The sequence below is a fragment of the Cryobacterium sp. TMT1-19 genome, assembly GCF_004403055.1.
In the GTDB taxonomy this organism is placed as follows: Bacteria; Actinomycetota; Actinomycetes; order Actinomycetales; family Microbacteriaceae; genus Cryobacterium; species Cryobacterium sandaracinum.
Window position 1 is genome coordinate 1 of the sequence record NZ_SOHB01000017.1, and the last position, 14,659, is coordinate 14,659.

13 protein-coding genes and 3 pseudogenes are annotated in these 14,659 nt (G+C 61.3%); 10 read left to right on the forward strand and 6 right to left on the reverse strand.

The window, feature by feature from the left end; all coding sequences use genetic code 11:
- Positions 1 to 461 precede the first annotated feature (461 nt).
- The 6 genes and pseudogenes from E3T40_RS16895 to E3T40_RS03765 form a co-directional block, all read left to right on the forward strand.
- A pseudogene (locus E3T40_RS16895) lies at positions 462 to 1,646 on the forward strand (ATP-binding protein); the annotation flags it as partial.
- Positions 1,647 to 1,680: 34 nt separating this feature from the next.
- Positions 1,681 to 3,618, forward strand: coding sequence for a hypothetical protein (locus E3T40_RS03745; RefSeq protein WP_206750352.1), 1,938 nt, complete (start codon positions 1,681 to 1,683; stop codon positions 3,616 to 3,618).
- Positions 3,619 to 3,904: 286 nt separating this feature from the next.
- Positions 3,905 to 4,363 carry a single-stranded DNA-binding protein gene (locus E3T40_RS03750; RefSeq protein ID WP_134542691.1) on the forward strand — a complete coding sequence of 153 codons (459 nt, stop codon included), beginning with the start codon at positions 3,905 to 3,907 and terminating at the stop codon, positions 4,361 to 4,363.
- Between the two features lie 8 nt (positions 4,364 to 4,371).
- Positions 4,372 to 4,929, forward strand: coding sequence for a DUF4913 domain-containing protein (locus E3T40_RS03755; RefSeq protein ID WP_241981660.1), 558 nt, complete (start codon positions 4,372 to 4,374; stop codon positions 4,927 to 4,929).
- A 676-nt stretch (positions 4,930 to 5,605) separates the two neighbouring features.
- Positions 5,606 to 6,157 (forward strand): SHOCT domain-containing protein, encoded by a 552-nt coding sequence (locus tag E3T40_RS16660; protein ID WP_134542692.1) that lies wholly within the window; start codon positions 5,606 to 5,608, stop codon positions 6,155 to 6,157.
- 827 nt (positions 6,158 to 6,984) lie between these two features.
- Positions 6,985 to 7,287: a putative quinol monooxygenase gene (locus E3T40_RS03765; protein ID WP_134542693.1), complete on the forward strand. Its 303-nt coding sequence runs from the start codon at positions 6,985 to 6,987 to the stop codon at positions 7,285 to 7,287.
- 82 nt (positions 7,288 to 7,369) lie between these two features.
- Here the strand turns inward: E3T40_RS03765 and E3T40_RS03770 are convergent, their stop codons facing one another.
- From E3T40_RS03770 to E3T40_RS03785, 4 genes are all read right to left on the reverse strand, one after another.
- Positions 7,370 to 7,834, reverse strand: coding sequence for a GNAT family N-acetyltransferase (locus E3T40_RS03770; protein WP_104170580.1), 465 nt, complete (start codon positions 7,832 to 7,834; stop codon positions 7,370 to 7,372).
- Positions 7,835 to 7,901: 67 nt separating this feature from the next.
- Positions 7,902 to 8,234, reverse strand: coding sequence for a hypothetical protein (locus E3T40_RS03775; RefSeq protein ID WP_134542694.1), 333 nt, complete (start codon positions 8,232 to 8,234; stop codon positions 7,902 to 7,904).
- A 116-nt stretch (positions 8,235 to 8,350) separates the two neighbouring features.
- Positions 8,351 to 9,523, reverse strand: coding sequence for a site-specific integrase (locus tag E3T40_RS03780; protein WP_241981661.1), 1,173 nt, complete (start codon positions 9,521 to 9,523; stop codon positions 8,351 to 8,353).
- Positions 9,524 to 9,544: 21 nt separating this feature from the next.
- Positions 9,545 to 9,808, reverse strand: a complete 264-nt coding sequence (locus E3T40_RS03785) for a helix-turn-helix domain-containing protein (protein WP_241981662.1) — start codon at positions 9,806 to 9,808, stop codon at positions 9,545 to 9,547.
- Between the two features lie 292 nt (positions 9,809 to 10,100).
- Here E3T40_RS03785 and E3T40_RS16900 point away from each other — a divergent pair.
- Positions 10,101 to 10,324: pseudogene (locus E3T40_RS16900) on the forward strand (IS481 family transposase); the annotation flags it as partial.
- 226 nt (positions 10,325 to 10,550) lie between these two features.
- On the opposite strand, the gene E3T40_RS16755 reads toward E3T40_RS16900, so the two are convergent.
- Entirely contained in the window at positions 10,551 to 10,739 is a 189-nt protein-coding gene (locus E3T40_RS16755) for a hypothetical protein (RefSeq protein WP_134542696.1), read from the reverse strand.
- A 126-nt stretch (positions 10,740 to 10,865) separates the two neighbouring features.
- On the opposite strand from E3T40_RS16755, the pseudogene E3T40_RS03795 reads away from it, so the two are divergent.
- Positions 10,866 to 11,007, forward strand: a pseudogene (locus E3T40_RS03795) (IS481 family transposase); the annotation flags it as partial.
- A 154-nt stretch (positions 11,008 to 11,161) separates the two neighbouring features.
- Here E3T40_RS03795 and E3T40_RS03800 read toward each other — a convergent pair.
- Positions 11,162 to 12,376, reverse strand: coding sequence for an ROK family protein (locus E3T40_RS03800; RefSeq protein ID WP_134401397.1), 1,215 nt, complete (start codon positions 12,374 to 12,376; stop codon positions 11,162 to 11,164).
- Positions 12,377 to 12,574: 198 nt separating this feature from the next.
- On the opposite strand from E3T40_RS03800, the gene E3T40_RS03805 reads away from it, so the two are divergent.
- Both E3T40_RS03805 and E3T40_RS03810 read left to right on the forward strand, forming a co-directional pair.
- Positions 12,575 to 13,396: a sugar phosphate isomerase/epimerase gene (locus tag E3T40_RS03805; RefSeq protein WP_134341921.1), complete on the forward strand. Its 822-nt coding sequence runs from the start codon at positions 12,575 to 12,577 to the stop codon at positions 13,394 to 13,396.
- Between the two features lie 52 nt (positions 13,397 to 13,448).
- Positions 13,449 to 14,606, forward strand: a complete 1,158-nt coding sequence (locus tag E3T40_RS03810) for a substrate-binding domain-containing protein (protein ID WP_134542697.1) — start codon at positions 13,449 to 13,451, stop codon at positions 14,604 to 14,606.
- Positions 14,607 to 14,659 lie beyond the last annotated feature (53 nt).

Here is a 14,659-nt window from a genome sequence, read left to right on the forward strand (position 1 = left end):
CCAGCAGGTCGAGCAGGGCAGACTGGTCTAGAGCCATCGTGTGGTGTCCTTTGTGAGTTGCTTTAGTCGGTACTCACTGACCATCCCACGGTGGCTCTTCACGTTGACGAAGCAACACTCAGAAGCCGGAAACCACACCACTCACAGGGACGTAACCGTGCCGCGCTCGAAAACGGGTACGTCTACGACGGCATCCCGGCTGGATCGACCGACCGAACCATCGAGAGCGACGGCTCGACCTACGCGCTGACGTACAGCACGACGTTCGGTTACGTATCGCTGTTGCGTCGGCATCCGGCCGATTCTGAATCAGAACTCGTCCCGGCGTCCAGGGTGTCAGCCATGCAGACTGCTCGGGCGCATCCGGATGTTGCCGATCCCTGGGTTGCCACGCGCGACCGGTCAGCAAGTCGCGTGGGGCACAGGGTGGCATTGTGAATAACGCGGGGGTGAATGAGCGGCTGCACACGACGACGCTGGTCGAGCCGCACGGCGAGGTGCACCGCGACCGTCGAGCTCGCAGGCGTGCTGCAGCGAAGATCGAAGCGGATGCTCAGAAGGTCAAGCGTCTTGAGGCGCGCACAAGATGGCTCGCCGAGCGGGACGAGGCGCGATCGGGGGCCTATCTTTCCGCCGCCGGTGAGTCGGGTTCTGCACAACTGCGGATGCCCGGACGTCTACGGCTTCCCAAGCACCAGGACACCTCCGCGACGCTCTCCGGCCACTACCCGTTTCTCGCTGAGGCCGGACTCGGATCGGCCGGCGTCTTCGTCGGGCAGGATCTCTATTCGGGTGGCTCCTTTGTCTACGACCCCTGGGTCCTCTACCAACGTGGGATGATCACCGCTCCGAACATCGTCCTCGCCGGCATCGTCGGCTCCGGCAAGTCCTCCCTGGCGAAGTCGCTCTACACACGCTCACTCGCCTTCGGCCGACGCGTCTACGTCCCTGGCGACCGGAAGGGCGAGCACACCGCCGTCGCCGAGGCCGTCGGCGGCAAGGCAATCATCCTTGGCCATGGACTACGCAACCGACTGAACCCGCTCGATGAGGGGCACCGGGCGGCATCCGCCTCGGATGCCGAGTGGTCGGCACAGCTCGCCTCGCGGCGTCGTGACTTGATCGGCGCGCTCGCCGAGACCGTGCTCGATCGAACCCTCAGTCCGCTCGAGCACACGGCCATTGACCTCGCGCTGGCGGACACTGTTCGGAGCGCTGAAGTGCCGATCCTGCCGATGGTGGTGGATCGCATCCTCGCCCCGAACCCCGAGGACGACGAGGGCCGGCTCGCAGAGGATGGACGCCTCGTCGGTCATGCGCTGCGACGCCTGGTTGCCGGGGACCTCGCCGGCCTCTTCGACGGACCGTCCACTGTGCGCTTCGACCCCTCCCTGCCGATGGTCTCGCTCGACCTGTCGCGCGTGGCCGAGAACTCCACGCTTATCTCCGTGCTGATGACGTGCTCATCTGCGTGGATGGAGTCCGCGCTCGCCGACCCGGCCGGCGGTCAGCGGTGGGTCATCTACGACGAGGCCTGGCGGCTCATGGCCTATCCGGCGCTCTTGCGCCGCATGGATGCCCAGTGGCGCCTCGCCCGTCACTTCGGCATTGCGAACATGCTGGTCTTCCACAAGCTCAGCGACATCTCGGAGCGACCGCGTCGTCTTCGGCGTGCTCGGGTTGGCACTCCTCCTGGCGGTGCCGTTGCTCCTCACCGCGGCTGGAGTCATGGTCGCAGCCGGCGTCATCTCCGGCGGCTCCGTGACCTGGTTTTTCTGCGCTCTCGCGTGCCTCCGTCTCGTCGCATCCGTCTCGCTCGCTGCCTGGCTCGCTACGCGGCTTCGCATCTCCATCAGCGTCACCGCGCCCGACAACTCCAAGCTCGATCGGGCGCAGGTCATGGAGCGCGTGCGACAACTCGCCGGGCGCCGCGGCGGCACCATCGAGCTCCCGGCATCCACCGACGTGGCAGTGCTCAGTGCGAGTCTCGCGGCGATCTCTGGGACGCAGTGGATCGCGGCCATTCAGAAGGTGCTGTTGTTCCTTGTTGGCGTCGTCCCGTGGAACGCTGCGGTCGAGGTGATATCAGACCGGTGGGCATCCGTCGTGGTTGCTCGCAACGGCCGCACCCTCTCTGTGCGCCGGGTGATCACCGAGGGTCCCGGGCTGCGCGCCCTCGACGACTTACCCAAGCCGCTCACCAACGCCGACGTGCTCGCGACGTTCATCGCCGCCGAGATCCTCATGTCTATCCGGCCCATGTATGCCCGTGACTTCGAGAAGGGGCTCTACGGGGCGACGGAGGCCGTCTCCGTCGCGCTTCAGAACATTGCTGTCACCGGGTACATGCGCAAGCCACACTCGCCGGAGGCCGACGAGTTGCTAACGACGGCCACTGGGCGCGACCCGTTCAACCGCCTGGCCCAGGCATCGCTGATGAATGCGCGCCACCGCCAGTCCACCGACATCGCCACGCTGTTGAGGTACCGCACGTGGGTGGATACCGAGCTCGGTCTTACCCAATCATCGAAGCGCAAGGGTCAGCCACCGGACGAACTCGAGCGTGGACTCCTAGTCACCCGCGCGGCGATCGCCCGCAATCTCGCAGCCCCTCTGCTGGCCGAGCCGCAAGCGGACGCTTCCGATCCCAAGTCCTCGATTGCGGCTCCCCTGGCGGTCGTAGAGGCAACCGGCTGGCCGCCCGGGACAAGGGGTGCGTGGAAATTCGCGCGGACCGCAGCGGCAATGGCGCGCGCGGAGCACTTGAGAGCGCAAGAGGCCGCAGAGAGCGCCGAGGCCGCAGATCTCCCTCAGATCGACGAGAAGACGAGAGATGCCCGGGCCGCCGCTGACCGCACATACACGCATGCTGAGAGGGCGCGACTCGCCGCCGAACAGGCGTACTCCCGGTTGGTGCCCCGCACCGCGTGGCGGCTCGCGCGCCGCACGGACTCGGCGCGCAAGGAGGCGACGAAAGGGGCGGACGAGGCGACGGCAGCGAAGAATTCGGTGCTTAACATGGCTACGGCCGCGAAGCTCGCCGTCGCCCGAAAGGAAATGCACGGGGATGAAGTCCTGCTCGGTGTCGAGGCGTTGCTAGACCGGCTGCGCGTGGAGGAAGAGTCGCTGGAAGCGAGAATCGCGCACGCCACCGGGAAGGGTGACGCGCGGGTGAAGGATCGGACCGCCCGCACCCGGCTAATTATCCAGCAAAAGGCACTCGTCGCAATGCTGCTCAACCTTCGACCACCGGCGGCCGATCAGGGTTCCCTTCTCAAGCGCCAGGAAGAGTTGCAGAGCAGACTCTCCGACGACCTGAAGACAGGCGAGGACGCGGCTGCCGTGCGGCGCGCTCCGGCGCTCGCATACGGTTTTGCATGCTACCTCACGCGTTGGAAGGGCGAAAAGTTCGACAACGAACTCGTGGCCGAACTTTTGGAGACGGCCATCGCAGTGGATGCCTTTGCCGCGTTTGCCAAGGACGATCCCGAGCTATGGACAGCCAGCGATGCGGCCGGATTCGGGACGCTTGTTGCCAAGGCCGCAATTGCCCTCAGTGGCCGCACAGCTAAGCCCGTGGAGGCCCCGGCCTCCACGCCCGCCGCGAAGCTCGGCTAAGTGTTCCTCCGACATTCCTAATGGAGGCATTGCCTCAGCCTGAGGGCGGTAGTTCCAACAATCACCAGGTTCGGAAACACTTCCCACCAAAAATATTAGCGGCGCTCTGTCCTGCCGCACCAAATCAACAAGGTCATGTTCTAGCCTCCGTAGGATCCCGCAGTGGCGCTAACTCCGACGTGTTTGAACAACTCCAGATACGCCGAGCCAGACTCGGAGCTCGCGGCGCACCTCCTAGTGAACGCGGATCACGACGGTCCGCCCAAATCACAGGAGGTTGAGTCCCATGACACTGCACACCCAGCAATCACTGTCAGGTTTCATTGCGTCGGATCCGCAGCAGTCGGTGACCGAGAACGGTGAATCCCGCTTCTACGTGCGCGTCGGCCAACCGCACTTCCGTCGCGAAGACAGCGGTAGCTTCACCGTTCTCGAGCCAAGTTTCCACGACCTCGTCGCCTACCGTGCCACCGCCGACCGGGCACTGACACGGTTTGCCAAGGGTGACAGCTTCGTTGCCGAGGGCTACGTGCGCAACTTCCAGTTTGAGCGCGACGGCGAGGGCGTCAATCGCGAAGAGTTCGTCGCAAAGAAGATCGGCCACGACCTCGCACGTACCAACTACGACGTCGACCGGACCCGCCGCTCAGTTGCAGGCACCGAACGGGATGCGCTAGCAGCCCAGAAGGCAGTCTTGCTCGAGGCGGAGCACGCTCGCGCCGGCTCAGCCGTGCTCGGAATGTGAGGCCAACGATGGCAGCGTCCCTGGTCGACTGGGCGTCCGGCGACCAGGGTGCCTCATTCGGCGAAGACGAACTCGATGGGCCGCTCTCGGCGGAGCCGCCGCATCCCATCAACTGGAATCTCCTCAGCGCAGACGATGCCGAAACAGAGTGGATCGAACTCAACCGGTGGGTGAGCTGGTTACGACGGACCTACGGGCTGCCGGCATCCGTCGTGCCACCGTTCTGGCACCGCCACCCCGAACTCGTCTGGAAACTCTCCGCCCTGCACCTGCACTGGCTCTGCGCATACGACCCCGACCAGCACGGCTCAGCCCCATTCGGATGGCACCGCGACTTCGCCGACGCTCGCCAGCGTCTCCACGACTGGGTTGCGACATCGGGGACGCGCCTCGATCGCGACCGTCCGACGCGCCAGACAGTCTGGTCAGGCGAACCGCCTGCGGATGCCGTTGACGACATCGTGATCAGCGATCGCGACGAGGACTTCGTGCAGTTCGTCGTCGATGATGTCGCCACGCGCCGCGCGGCCGAGGCGGCTTTCTATGCGCGCGCCGAGTCGCCTTGATTTAAGGACTCGCCTTTTGGCGATCAAGGACATCGACACTTGACCAGTGCGCACACGAATCGACAAGTTGCTGCGAGTCTCGACGCTGAGCATCATGGTCACTCGTTTGAAGTGCCCCGGTTAGCCCACGTTGACCGCTCCTTTTCTTGGGCGGGCATAACGAGAATCAGGCCCCCACACTTCATGTGGAACGCACTCTGTTCCCCGGGGCGGTGGGGCCTGCCCTTGGACGTCCCGCTTACGGGCCTGAATTCTGGAGCAGTGAGAGACAACAGCTTTTTCCGTGACCTCGACCGTCTTGCGTCGACCCTCCTGGAGACGCAAGGCGAACCTCAGCAGATGTCGATGGGCCTGTATCGAGGCGGCAAAACGTGGCCGATCAGGGTTCGCGAAGGTAGCGCGGTGCATGTCTAAGTCTTTCGGCTAGACAGTGTGAGAACTCCCATTTTCGGAAGAACTTGTCCCTCATTCGGCCAACGTCGCGCTAAACCCAACAACGCCCTCAACTCCGAAGAGCCCCATGAGGCTGAGTCGGTCGCGTGGCTTGACCGATCCAGGCCGCGGATACTGGCAACTCCGGCGAGCACGCGCGCGCGAATGTCGGGGCGAGCCGCGTCGCGTGGACCGACCGTCACCAGTACCCTACTTTTAGGTCAGAATCACGACGGGAGACAAGATGCGGCAAGACACCGAGGAAGCGCTGAAGCAGTTCGACGTCAGCACCTTCGGGAGGGGCGGCATCATCAATACGCTTGAAGAGAGGTTAACCCCCGACGAGACAGTGATCTACATCGCGCCGACGAACGTGACGGTCACGACGACAGCTACCCGAAAGACCGAGAAGCTCCCGGGTGCAATTGCGTTGACTTCCAGGCGGATTATCTTCACGTATAAGGTGCTGCTGGACCACAAGACGATCTCCGTAGACCTCGCCCAGGTTCAGAGCGTGAACAGCCGAGGCAACGCCATGACGGGTGGTCATGTTGAGGTGCTGACGATGGTCAACACCATCGAGTTCTTGGTCAAGTACAAGAAGGAGACCATCGCGGCGATTCAGCAGGCATTCGAGACGACCATCGCTGCCGCGAAGACCCCGCCGGTGACCGCCGAGCCCGCCCAGACAGACGTGCTGGCACAAATTCAGAAGTTGGCGGAACTGCAAGCGGCCGGTGTGTTGACGGAAGCCGAGTTCGCGCAGAAGAAGGCGGAGTTGCTTGCGCGGCTGTAGGTTACCACTCACTGGTACATGGGCCGACGGCGCGCACGGTACGGATAGGGATCCTATTGCGGCTACCGTTCCTCATCGCGGGCGCGCGTCTACGGAGCAGTTTTGAGCAGCCGGATGACGCGAAGGCGGTCGTCTGTTCACCACTCATCATTGGAACGCTCGTAGTTGCTTTCCAGATTGTGTCGTTCTGACCGGACGATTGTCCCCGCGACTACTCATCGTCAAGTAGTCGCCGCACTTCGGGAGAGAAATGCAAAACGTAAGGGCTACTCTTCAACATCTCGATCGATGCGCTTATCCCGATTCGTTCCAGAAGCTCACAATATTCATGCCGAGGAAGCCGCTCTCCAGCATCCTCGACGATTCCCTTATCGGGCAGCAAGGCCATCGAGACGTGATGCCGCAGCTCGGATTCCGCCAACTGCCCCTGACGGGCGTCAGGGCGGTAGCTTATTCCAAACCCGCGATCACTCCGAAAGGCAACTTGCGAGGAATCGTCAAGGCATGCAAATTCTTGAAGCGAAAAAGAGAGCGAGTCCTCAGACGTGTGGTCTATCAAGCACGAAACGCCCAAGCCAATTACGTGCATCCCAGTTCATCCCCTCCCTGTTTGTCCAAGCCTAACTATTCGTACCAAGTCAGTCCAAGGTCCCCGCTCCCAATGCTGCTGTTTCGGAATCTAGAACTTCACAAGGTATTTGACTGGCAAGCACGACTGTGACGTGCACTGTTGCGTTCGGCTCCTTTGAAGCGCGACACGGCCGTCCCGTACAAGGTTCCCAAAAGATAGAGCATCGGCATGCTCGGGCGCTGGGTAGGGTTGTGCCATGACTTTCGCAAACGCGGGAACACTCGGTGTCGTCCCCGGTAAACGTGATGAGCTGGTCGCTCATCTGACTCAGCGCAGCGACGCCCTGAAACAGATCGGCTGCCTGGCGTATGAGGTAGGGGTCAGCGACGACGACCTCGACACGGTGTTCGTCGTGGAGCTATGGGACAGCGCCGAAGCGCATCAAGCTTCGCTCGCCTTGCCCGAGGTCCAAGCATCTATAGCGACCGCAAGGCGGCTTCTGTCCGGCGCTTTTGGCGGGTTTCGCTTCAACGTCGTCGGATCACCACTACGCGACTGAACCGCGGCGCTCCAAGCGCACGCTTTACGATCCACCGTCGGAACTCCTCAGCCTTCCCATTAACCGCTCGGCTATCAAGCGTTCAGAGCGATCCCGGCTTCAGATCGTATGTCACCCATTTCGTCGAAGTGGCGGTCGAGTCATAAAGGCGACGGGCACGAGTGTTGTCCTCCGCCGTGATCCAGCGGACGACTGAGCTGCCCTCACCGTCGGCCAATGAGGAGAGTTCGCTGAGTAGCGCCCGCCCGACGCCGGAACCGCGAGTGTTCGGGGACGTGAACAGATCGTCGAGGAAGATTCCCACGCTGCCAGTGGAGGGCCGGGCAAATCGTCGATAGTGCGCGAGTCCCACGAGGCGATCCCCGGAACTGGCAACGAAGGCATTAACTTCATGCGCGCCGTCGTTGATCCAAGTCCACACACGTTCAACAATGCTTTCGTCAGGGGAAAGTGCGTAAAACGCTCGATATTCCCCATACAGCCCCGCCCACTCGGCGAAATCTGATGCCTGGACCCCGCGAACCAAGACCGTGTCGTCTGTACTCATCGCCCCAGAGTAGCGGCCCGCATTCTGTTCCCGATGAAGGCTAATTGCCCGGCCGCGGATCGGCGACCTAGAGATTAGTCAATTGCGTCAGCAGTGTCTCGGCTGCGCCGGTGATGCTGCCGACTGCGGAGACGGTGAAGATACCAGCCACTCCCCAGAACCAGTAACGGTCATTCCGACCCGCTTTCATCCGGTTGAGGGCCAGCCACCAAGCCGCCACCGTCGCCAAGGTGGAAGCGATTACGGTACCGAACGCCATCCGGACGAAGTCTGCTGCGTCTGGAGCACCCCAGGAGTTGGTCGCGAGAACGATACAGAACGGAACGATGATCATCCCCACGAATCCGATGAGCACCGGAGACACAGCGCGTCGTTTCTGAGTACTCGTCTGGGTTGTCATGCGGTGAGTCTCGCAGGTCTCGCCCCTACAGACGACGCAATCGTTCCCGCGATCCGCAAAGGGTTCCCAGAAGGGGAACGAAAAATAGATGGGGGTTCGGCTCCCGCCACGCCTCTCTATTCCTCGTCTTTTGCGAATGCCCGGTCTAGAAGAGCCGCGGTCGCTGGGTTCACCAGCTCGCTCCGTTGGATGTAGTGCTGCACGGTGATCTTCGTGTCCGTGTGGCCGAGCAGCTCTGCGGCTAGTTCGATGCTGGCGTTGGCGTTGACCGCGGTCGCGACCGTGCGGCGGAACATGTGCGGGGTCACAGCCTCGATTCCTGCTCCCCCGAGCACGTGACGCAATTGACGACGCACGTTCGCGGTGGTCAGCGGTGTGCCGTCCCGGGATTGAAACAGCAGTTCATCCAGACCCATGCTGCCGACTTTGGCGAGCCGTCGGCGGACCGCGTCGGCGGTGAACGTGGGCAGTGCAACAACGCGGCGCGACTTGGCGGTCTTGGGGTGGTCCTGCCGGAAGGTCAGCTCGCCGTTGCGGCTCACGATCGTGCCGGCCAGGCGGATGGACGGTACGGCACTGGTGATGTCGACGTCCCGGCGGCGGATGGCCAGCACCTCGCCGATCCGGGCCGAGGTGCCGAGCATGACCTCGATGATCGCACTGAGCTGGCCGTCGGGCTTGGGTCCTGAGGTGTGGTTGGCGGCGCTCTCCCACTGGGCGATTGCCGCGCGGATGACGTTCACCTCCGGGGCCGTGAGCGCATCGGGGAGATGCGGCTCGCGGTACAGGCGGGACACGTGATCCATCGGATTGCTCGGGAGAATCTCATGCCGCACTGCCAACTCAAGCGCCAGCCGCAAAACGACACGACCTTGCTTGGCCCGGCTGTGAGAGAGCTTCGCCAGCTGCTTGATGAAGTGATCGCAGCGAGCGACGCCAATCTCACGCAGCGTGAGACTGCGAAACACCGGGAGCACGAGCGTGCGCATGTTGCGCTCGTACAGATTCCGGGTGGTCTTCGAGATCCAATTTTCCATGTCGATGTCCTCGAGCCAGTACGTCGCCAAGTCTTCGAACGAGCTGTCCGGCGTCAGCGACGTGTTCGTCGGCTGCTGCAGGTATCTCGTCGTGAGCTTGCTCTTCAGCAATCGCTCAGCAGCCATGGCTGTGTCGCCGGTGGCCTGCACTTGGCGCGTCTGACCGTCCCAGTCCCGGTAGCGGGTCCTAGCCTCGAATCGGCCGGACGGCGTCACCCGGATGGTGATGTCGCCGAAGGTGCTGATCGTCAACCGTGGCCGCGACATATCAGCTCACCGCCGATCGGGGCGCCGGGGCGGGCTGGACGGCTCCCGCTGCTCGGCAATCCAGGCCCGCACATCGGAGATGGCGAACTTCAGATGCTTGCCGAATCGGTACGCCGTCGGGCCTTTGCCCCGCACACGCCAGTCGTAGACCGTGGAGATCGGTATGCCCAGGTAGGACGCCAACTCGTTGATGTCCATCAGGGGTTCCAGGCCCCACGCGTCGGTGGAGGGCGTAGAGGAGGAGGTTGGGTAGTCGTCGTGGATGCTCATACCCAGAAGGTGCGCACCGCAATCCCAGACGACCGGGCTGGACCGAAAACGACGTCTCCGCCCCGGATGGGAATGCCGTTTCAGCAGCTCCGGAGAGGAGTAAAAGATGGGTTTGTGATGGGGTAGTCAAATCTCTAACCAAAAAAGTCCCGGAAACCCTTGAGTTTCCGGGACATTTGGTGGGCTGTTTACGAAAAGCAGTGGGGCACGGGTCTCGCAAGATCGCAGAAGGCGTTTTCCTCCACGATTTCTGGATCTTCCTCCACTTAACGAAACCTCTCTATGCCGCCGTGGCGAGATGGGGCATATCGACGTGAAGGAGCTCGGTCGTATCCCCGACGGCGGCGGTTGGCGGGCCCAGCCCGGTCAACCCGCACCAACCACACAGCCGGGCAGGTTCGGGTCAGTTATGACTACGTGCACGCTGTCATCGACGACCACACCCGCCTCGCCTACGCCGAAGTGCACGCCGACGAAACGGGCGTCACGGCTGTCGCCGTTCTCCTCCGCGCTAGCTGTACTGCCCAAGGAGGTTAGTTCAGCGGCTGATGGGCGGCGATCGCGAGAGATGCTTCACCGTCCGCTGCTCTCTTCAGAGCGGTGAGAAGCCGTCTCGGTTGGTTGTCACCGAATGTTTCGGAACCTCGTGGGAGTTTGCAAGGTCTAGATCAGTCGGCATCAGAGCAAAATTATGGAAGTCGAAGATCACCGTTGGCGGTCTTCGGCTCCCGCTCGTAAGGGTTCAACCCTTCAGCGCCGTTTCGATCCAGTCGGCTGGAATGATGTCGGAGAATGCGGGAGCATCGTCCACCAACCCTGTTTGGAGCTGGAAGTCGACGGACTTCTCGAAACCGGATTCGGTGGGTTGTGAGCTGGCTGAGACGTGCGCCTGAATGATCGGGATCAGGGCTTCCAGGGTGGCGGTGTCCATGGCCTCTTCGTATAGGGCAAGGAGTCTTTCCACCTCGGCTGAATCGCTCACAATGAGTTGCTCGGCCCGATCGATGGCTCGGAGAAATGCTGCCACGGTTGGACCCTTCTCGTCCAAGAGGTCCTGCGCTTCTACGCCTCAGAATCAGCCCGTCGAAACGCACTGCCAGCATGGATCCACGAATACGATCACCACAAAGCCCCACACCGCCATCGGAAACTACCCGCCCATCAGCCGCTTAACTAACGTCTCTGGGCGGTACATCTAGGTCGATGGCCAAGAACGATCCAGATCCATGCGTCGTGCATCTGCAAGTGGATTTCCATGGTCACGTCCTACCAGGTTGTGCAATTCATCGGCAGCGCGCCGGTGATCTTCTTGCAGTGACCGCTCCTGGTAAGAACTGCCTGCCGAAGTGCCCGCTATTTGTTTGCAGACTCCAGCGCGGCCGCCATCGCGTCAATGCTCGCGGACGAGAGGGCGAAGTCGATTGCCATGACGCTGGCTCCGATAATGCCGGCGTCGGCACCGGCTCGAGATTGTGCCACGATGAGATGTTCCGTGGCCAGCGGCATCGTGCGCGAATAGACAACTTCGCGAACGCCGGCAAGAAGATGGTCCCCGGCGAAGGCGAGGGAACCCCCGATCGAGATGATGGAGGGATTCAGGACGCTGACGCAGGTGGTGAGGACTTCGCCGATATCGCGGCCCGCCTGTCGAACTGCCTGAATGGCGGCCAATTCGCCAGCCTTTGTGGCGGCCACCACGTCGCTGAGAACAGCGATGGACTTGCCGTTGTATTCGACTCCGGCGAGGGCTAGTCGCTGAGCCAACGCTGGTCCAGCGGCCATAGCCTCCAAACAACCGCTGTTGCCGCAGCGACAGGGCACGTTCTGACCGCGGGCGATTTGCACGTGCCCGATATCTCCTGCGATACCTTCGGCGCCCCGTTGGAGTACGCCGCTGCTGATAATTCCGGAGCCGATCCCCGTGGACGCCTTCAGAAAGATGATGTTCTCCATGTCGGGCCAGGCGAACTTCTGCTCTCCGAGCGCCATGATATTCACGTCGTTATCGACAAGGACGGTCGCTGTGAGATGGTGGTTGACGAAACCAGGTACATCGAAGTCATCCCACCCTGGCATGATCGGTGGGTTCGAAGGGCGCCCGGTAGAGTGCTCGACGGGGCCGGGGAGACCGATTCCGATGGCGATCAGATCCGCTTCTTTGAGGCGGAGAGATGCGAGTTCTGAGCGAATTGTCCTAACCATCCAGCCGAGACATGTTTCAGGACCATCCGCAATGATGATTTTTGACGATGTTCGGCCGAGGATCTCGCCTGCCAGATCTGTCAGAGCCAGGCTCGCTTGCGTTGCCCCAAAGTCCACGGCCGCAATCACACGGGCTTTGGGGTTGAGGGCTACTTGGGCTGAGGGTCGACCACCGGTAGAAACGGCATCATTGACAGGTGCAATGAGGCCCAGCTCAAGCAAAGTGTCGATGCGGAGCTGGATGGTCGATCGAGCCAAGCCCGTCATTGTCACCAATTCGGCCTTTGTTCGTGGCTGCCCATCTCGTAGGAGCTGAAAAAGGGCTGCGGCACTGAAGCCGTTGAATTTGATTTGAATCTCAGCCATCCCCGAATTTTACTGGCGCCGGACGCAACGATCTGCCCCTGATCTGGTTGTTATCGACAGTAGTTGATAACAGGTAGGTAACGTAATGTTGATTTTCGACAGAAGACCATTGTTCACTGTCATTATCGATCCACACACAGAATCACCATGAGATCAATGCCACAGGGCAGTGGAGCTTTACTTATGAAAGGCACATCGATGAAGATTGGCTACTCGACCATTACATGGGGCGGGGTCGTAGGGCATCCCTCCGGCGTCACGGCTGTGAAAGACCTCTTTTATCGTGCGAACGGCGATACCCTCGAAGCGATCTCGGACATCTCATCCGCTGGTTATCAGGGGACAGAGGTGTTCGACGGAGATCTCGCCGAATATGCGGATCGGCCAGACGTGCTGATTGATGCTTTCAAGAAGGCCAAGCTTGAGCTCGTTGCCGTCTACACCGGCGCCAACTTCATTTATGACGACATCCTCGAAGATGAGCTTCACAAAATCTCCCAGTCGGCCAAGCTCGCCTCGGAGTTCGGCGCCACCAGGCTGGTTGTGGGCGGTGGCGCCAAGCGCGCTCGAGGCGAGCAGCCAGACGATATGGCCAAGCTGGGTCGTGCCCTTGACCAAGTTGTGGAGATCGCCGCCTCCTTTGGTCTGGACTGCACCTACCATCCTCACCTCGGAACCATCGTTGAGGGGCCGGACGCCCTCGAACGGCTGATGGGTCTGTCCACAATCAAGTTCTGTCCCGATACCGCCCACCTGACTGCTGGTGGCGGAAATCCGGTTGAACTGATCGAAAAATACGCCGACCGTCTGGCCCACGTACACCTCAAGGACTACAAATACGCCACCGGTGATTTTCTTCCCCTTGGACAGGGAGACATCGATATTCCTGGCGTGATTGCAGCAGTTCGATCAGCTGGCTACGACAGCTGGCTCATGGTCGAACTGGATTCATACGATGGCGACCCCACCGACGCCGCCGTCATCAGTAAGCGGTACCTCGATGACGTTCTTGCCCACTAGCAACACGCTTCGAGACTAATCCCCCCTCTCCCACAAAAAGAAAGCTATTTCAATGAAGAAATCAATTGCAGCGCTTGCCCTCGGCACAGCGTTGATGCTTGGTCTTGGAGCATGCTCAACAGCAGCCACCGGAACCGCGAGCAGTGAAAACGCTGATGTGTCGGCGCAGGTAGACGCAGCACTGTCCGAATTGTCGGGACAGGTGTTGAGTGTTGGTCCGAACGGCGAAAAACCCGCGGGTTTCGATGCAACGACGCTGACCGATGACGAAGTTGCCAAGGTCAAGACCGGAAACTTCAAGGTCGCGATTGTTATGCACTACGCCGGAAACGACTGGTCCACTGCACAGGTGGAAGGGCTCGAGTCAGAATTCACTCGCCTGGGCATGGAAGTCGTTGCAGTGACAGACGCCAACTTCAAACCCGAGCAGCAGGTCTCTGACCTGGAGACCGTACTCGCGTTGAAACCCGACCTGATCGTGTCTATTCCCACCGACCCGGTGGCAACCGCTTCCGCGTACGCACAGGCTCGCGACGCCGGCGTGAAGCTCGTCTTCATGGACAACGTTCCTGCTGGTTTTGTCGGCGGCAAGGATTACGTTTCGGTTGTCTCCGCCGACAATAAAGGCAACGGTGTCGTATCAGCTCACCTTTTGGCCAAAGCTCTCGGCGGCCAAGGCGAGATTGGTCTCGTCTTCCACGACGCGGAGTTCTTCGTGACAGCACAGCGCTACGAGGGTTTCAAAGAAACGATTGCCTTGTACCCCGGCATCACCATTGTTGAAGAGAAGGGTATCGGCGGCCCCGACTTCGCTGGCGACGCGCAGGCAGCCACCACCGCCTTGCTGACCAAGTACCCGAACCTCGCCGGAATCTGGGGAGTTTGGGACGTTCCTGCCGAAGGCATCATGGCCGCTGCCCGTGAGTCCGGTCGCCCGGACCTGAAGATTGCAACCGAAGACCTCGGAACCAACGTTGCTATTGCTCTGGCCAAGGACGAACTCATCGTAGGCCTGGGCGCTCAGCGCCCCTATGACCAGGGTGTAGCGGAGGCTCGTCTTGGCGCAGCGGCACTCATCGGCAAGGCAGACATTCCGAACTTCGTTGCCCTCGGCGCCCTCGCGGTGACGCACGAGAACGTCCTCGAATCGTGGAAGACGGTTTACCAGGTCGAAGCACCTGATTCGATCTCAAGCGCTTACACGAAATAAAACGCACTTCCAACTGTGGGACCGGCAGCAGACATTTCATCTTTTGCTGCCGG

Coding starts and splice junctions, on each gene's coding strand:
- E3T40_RS03765 (WP_134542693.1), top strand. CDS start 6,985: ATGACTTTCGCAAACGCGGGAACACTCGGTGTCGTCCCCGGTAAACGT.
- E3T40_RS03805 (WP_134341921.1), top strand. CDS start 12,575: ATGAAGATTGGCTACTCGACCATTACATGGGGCGGGGTCGTAGGGCAT.
- E3T40_RS16660 (WP_134542692.1), top strand. CDS start 5,606: ATGCGGCAAGACACCGAGGAAGCGCTGAAGCAGTTCGACGTCAGCACC.
- E3T40_RS03750 (WP_134542691.1), top strand. CDS start 3,905: ATGACACTGCACACCCAGCAATCACTGTCAGGTTTCATTGCGTCGGAT.
- E3T40_RS03755 (WP_241981660.1), top strand. CDS start 4,372: ATGGCAGCGTCCCTGGTCGACTGGGCGTCCGGCGACCAGGGTGCCTCA.
- E3T40_RS03775 (WP_134542694.1), bottom strand. CDS start 8,234: ATGACAACCCAGACGAGTACTCAGAAACGACGCGCTGTGTCTCCGGTG.
- E3T40_RS03770 (WP_104170580.1), bottom strand. CDS start 7,834: ATGAGTACAGACGACACGGTCTTGGTTCGCGGGGTCCAGGCATCAGAT.
- E3T40_RS03810 (WP_134542697.1), top strand. CDS start 13,449: ATGAAGAAATCAATTGCAGCGCTTGCCCTCGGCACAGCGTTGATGCTT.
- E3T40_RS03785 (WP_241981662.1), bottom strand. CDS start 9,808: ATGAGCATCCACGACGACTACCCAACCTCCTCCTCTACGCCCTCCACC.
- E3T40_RS03800 (WP_134401397.1), bottom strand. CDS start 12,376: ATGGCTGAGATTCAAATCAAATTCAACGGCTTCAGTGCCGCAGCCCTT.
- E3T40_RS16755 (WP_134542696.1), bottom strand. CDS start 10,739: ATGGACACCGCCACCCTGGAAGCCCTGATCCCGATCATTCAGGCGCAC.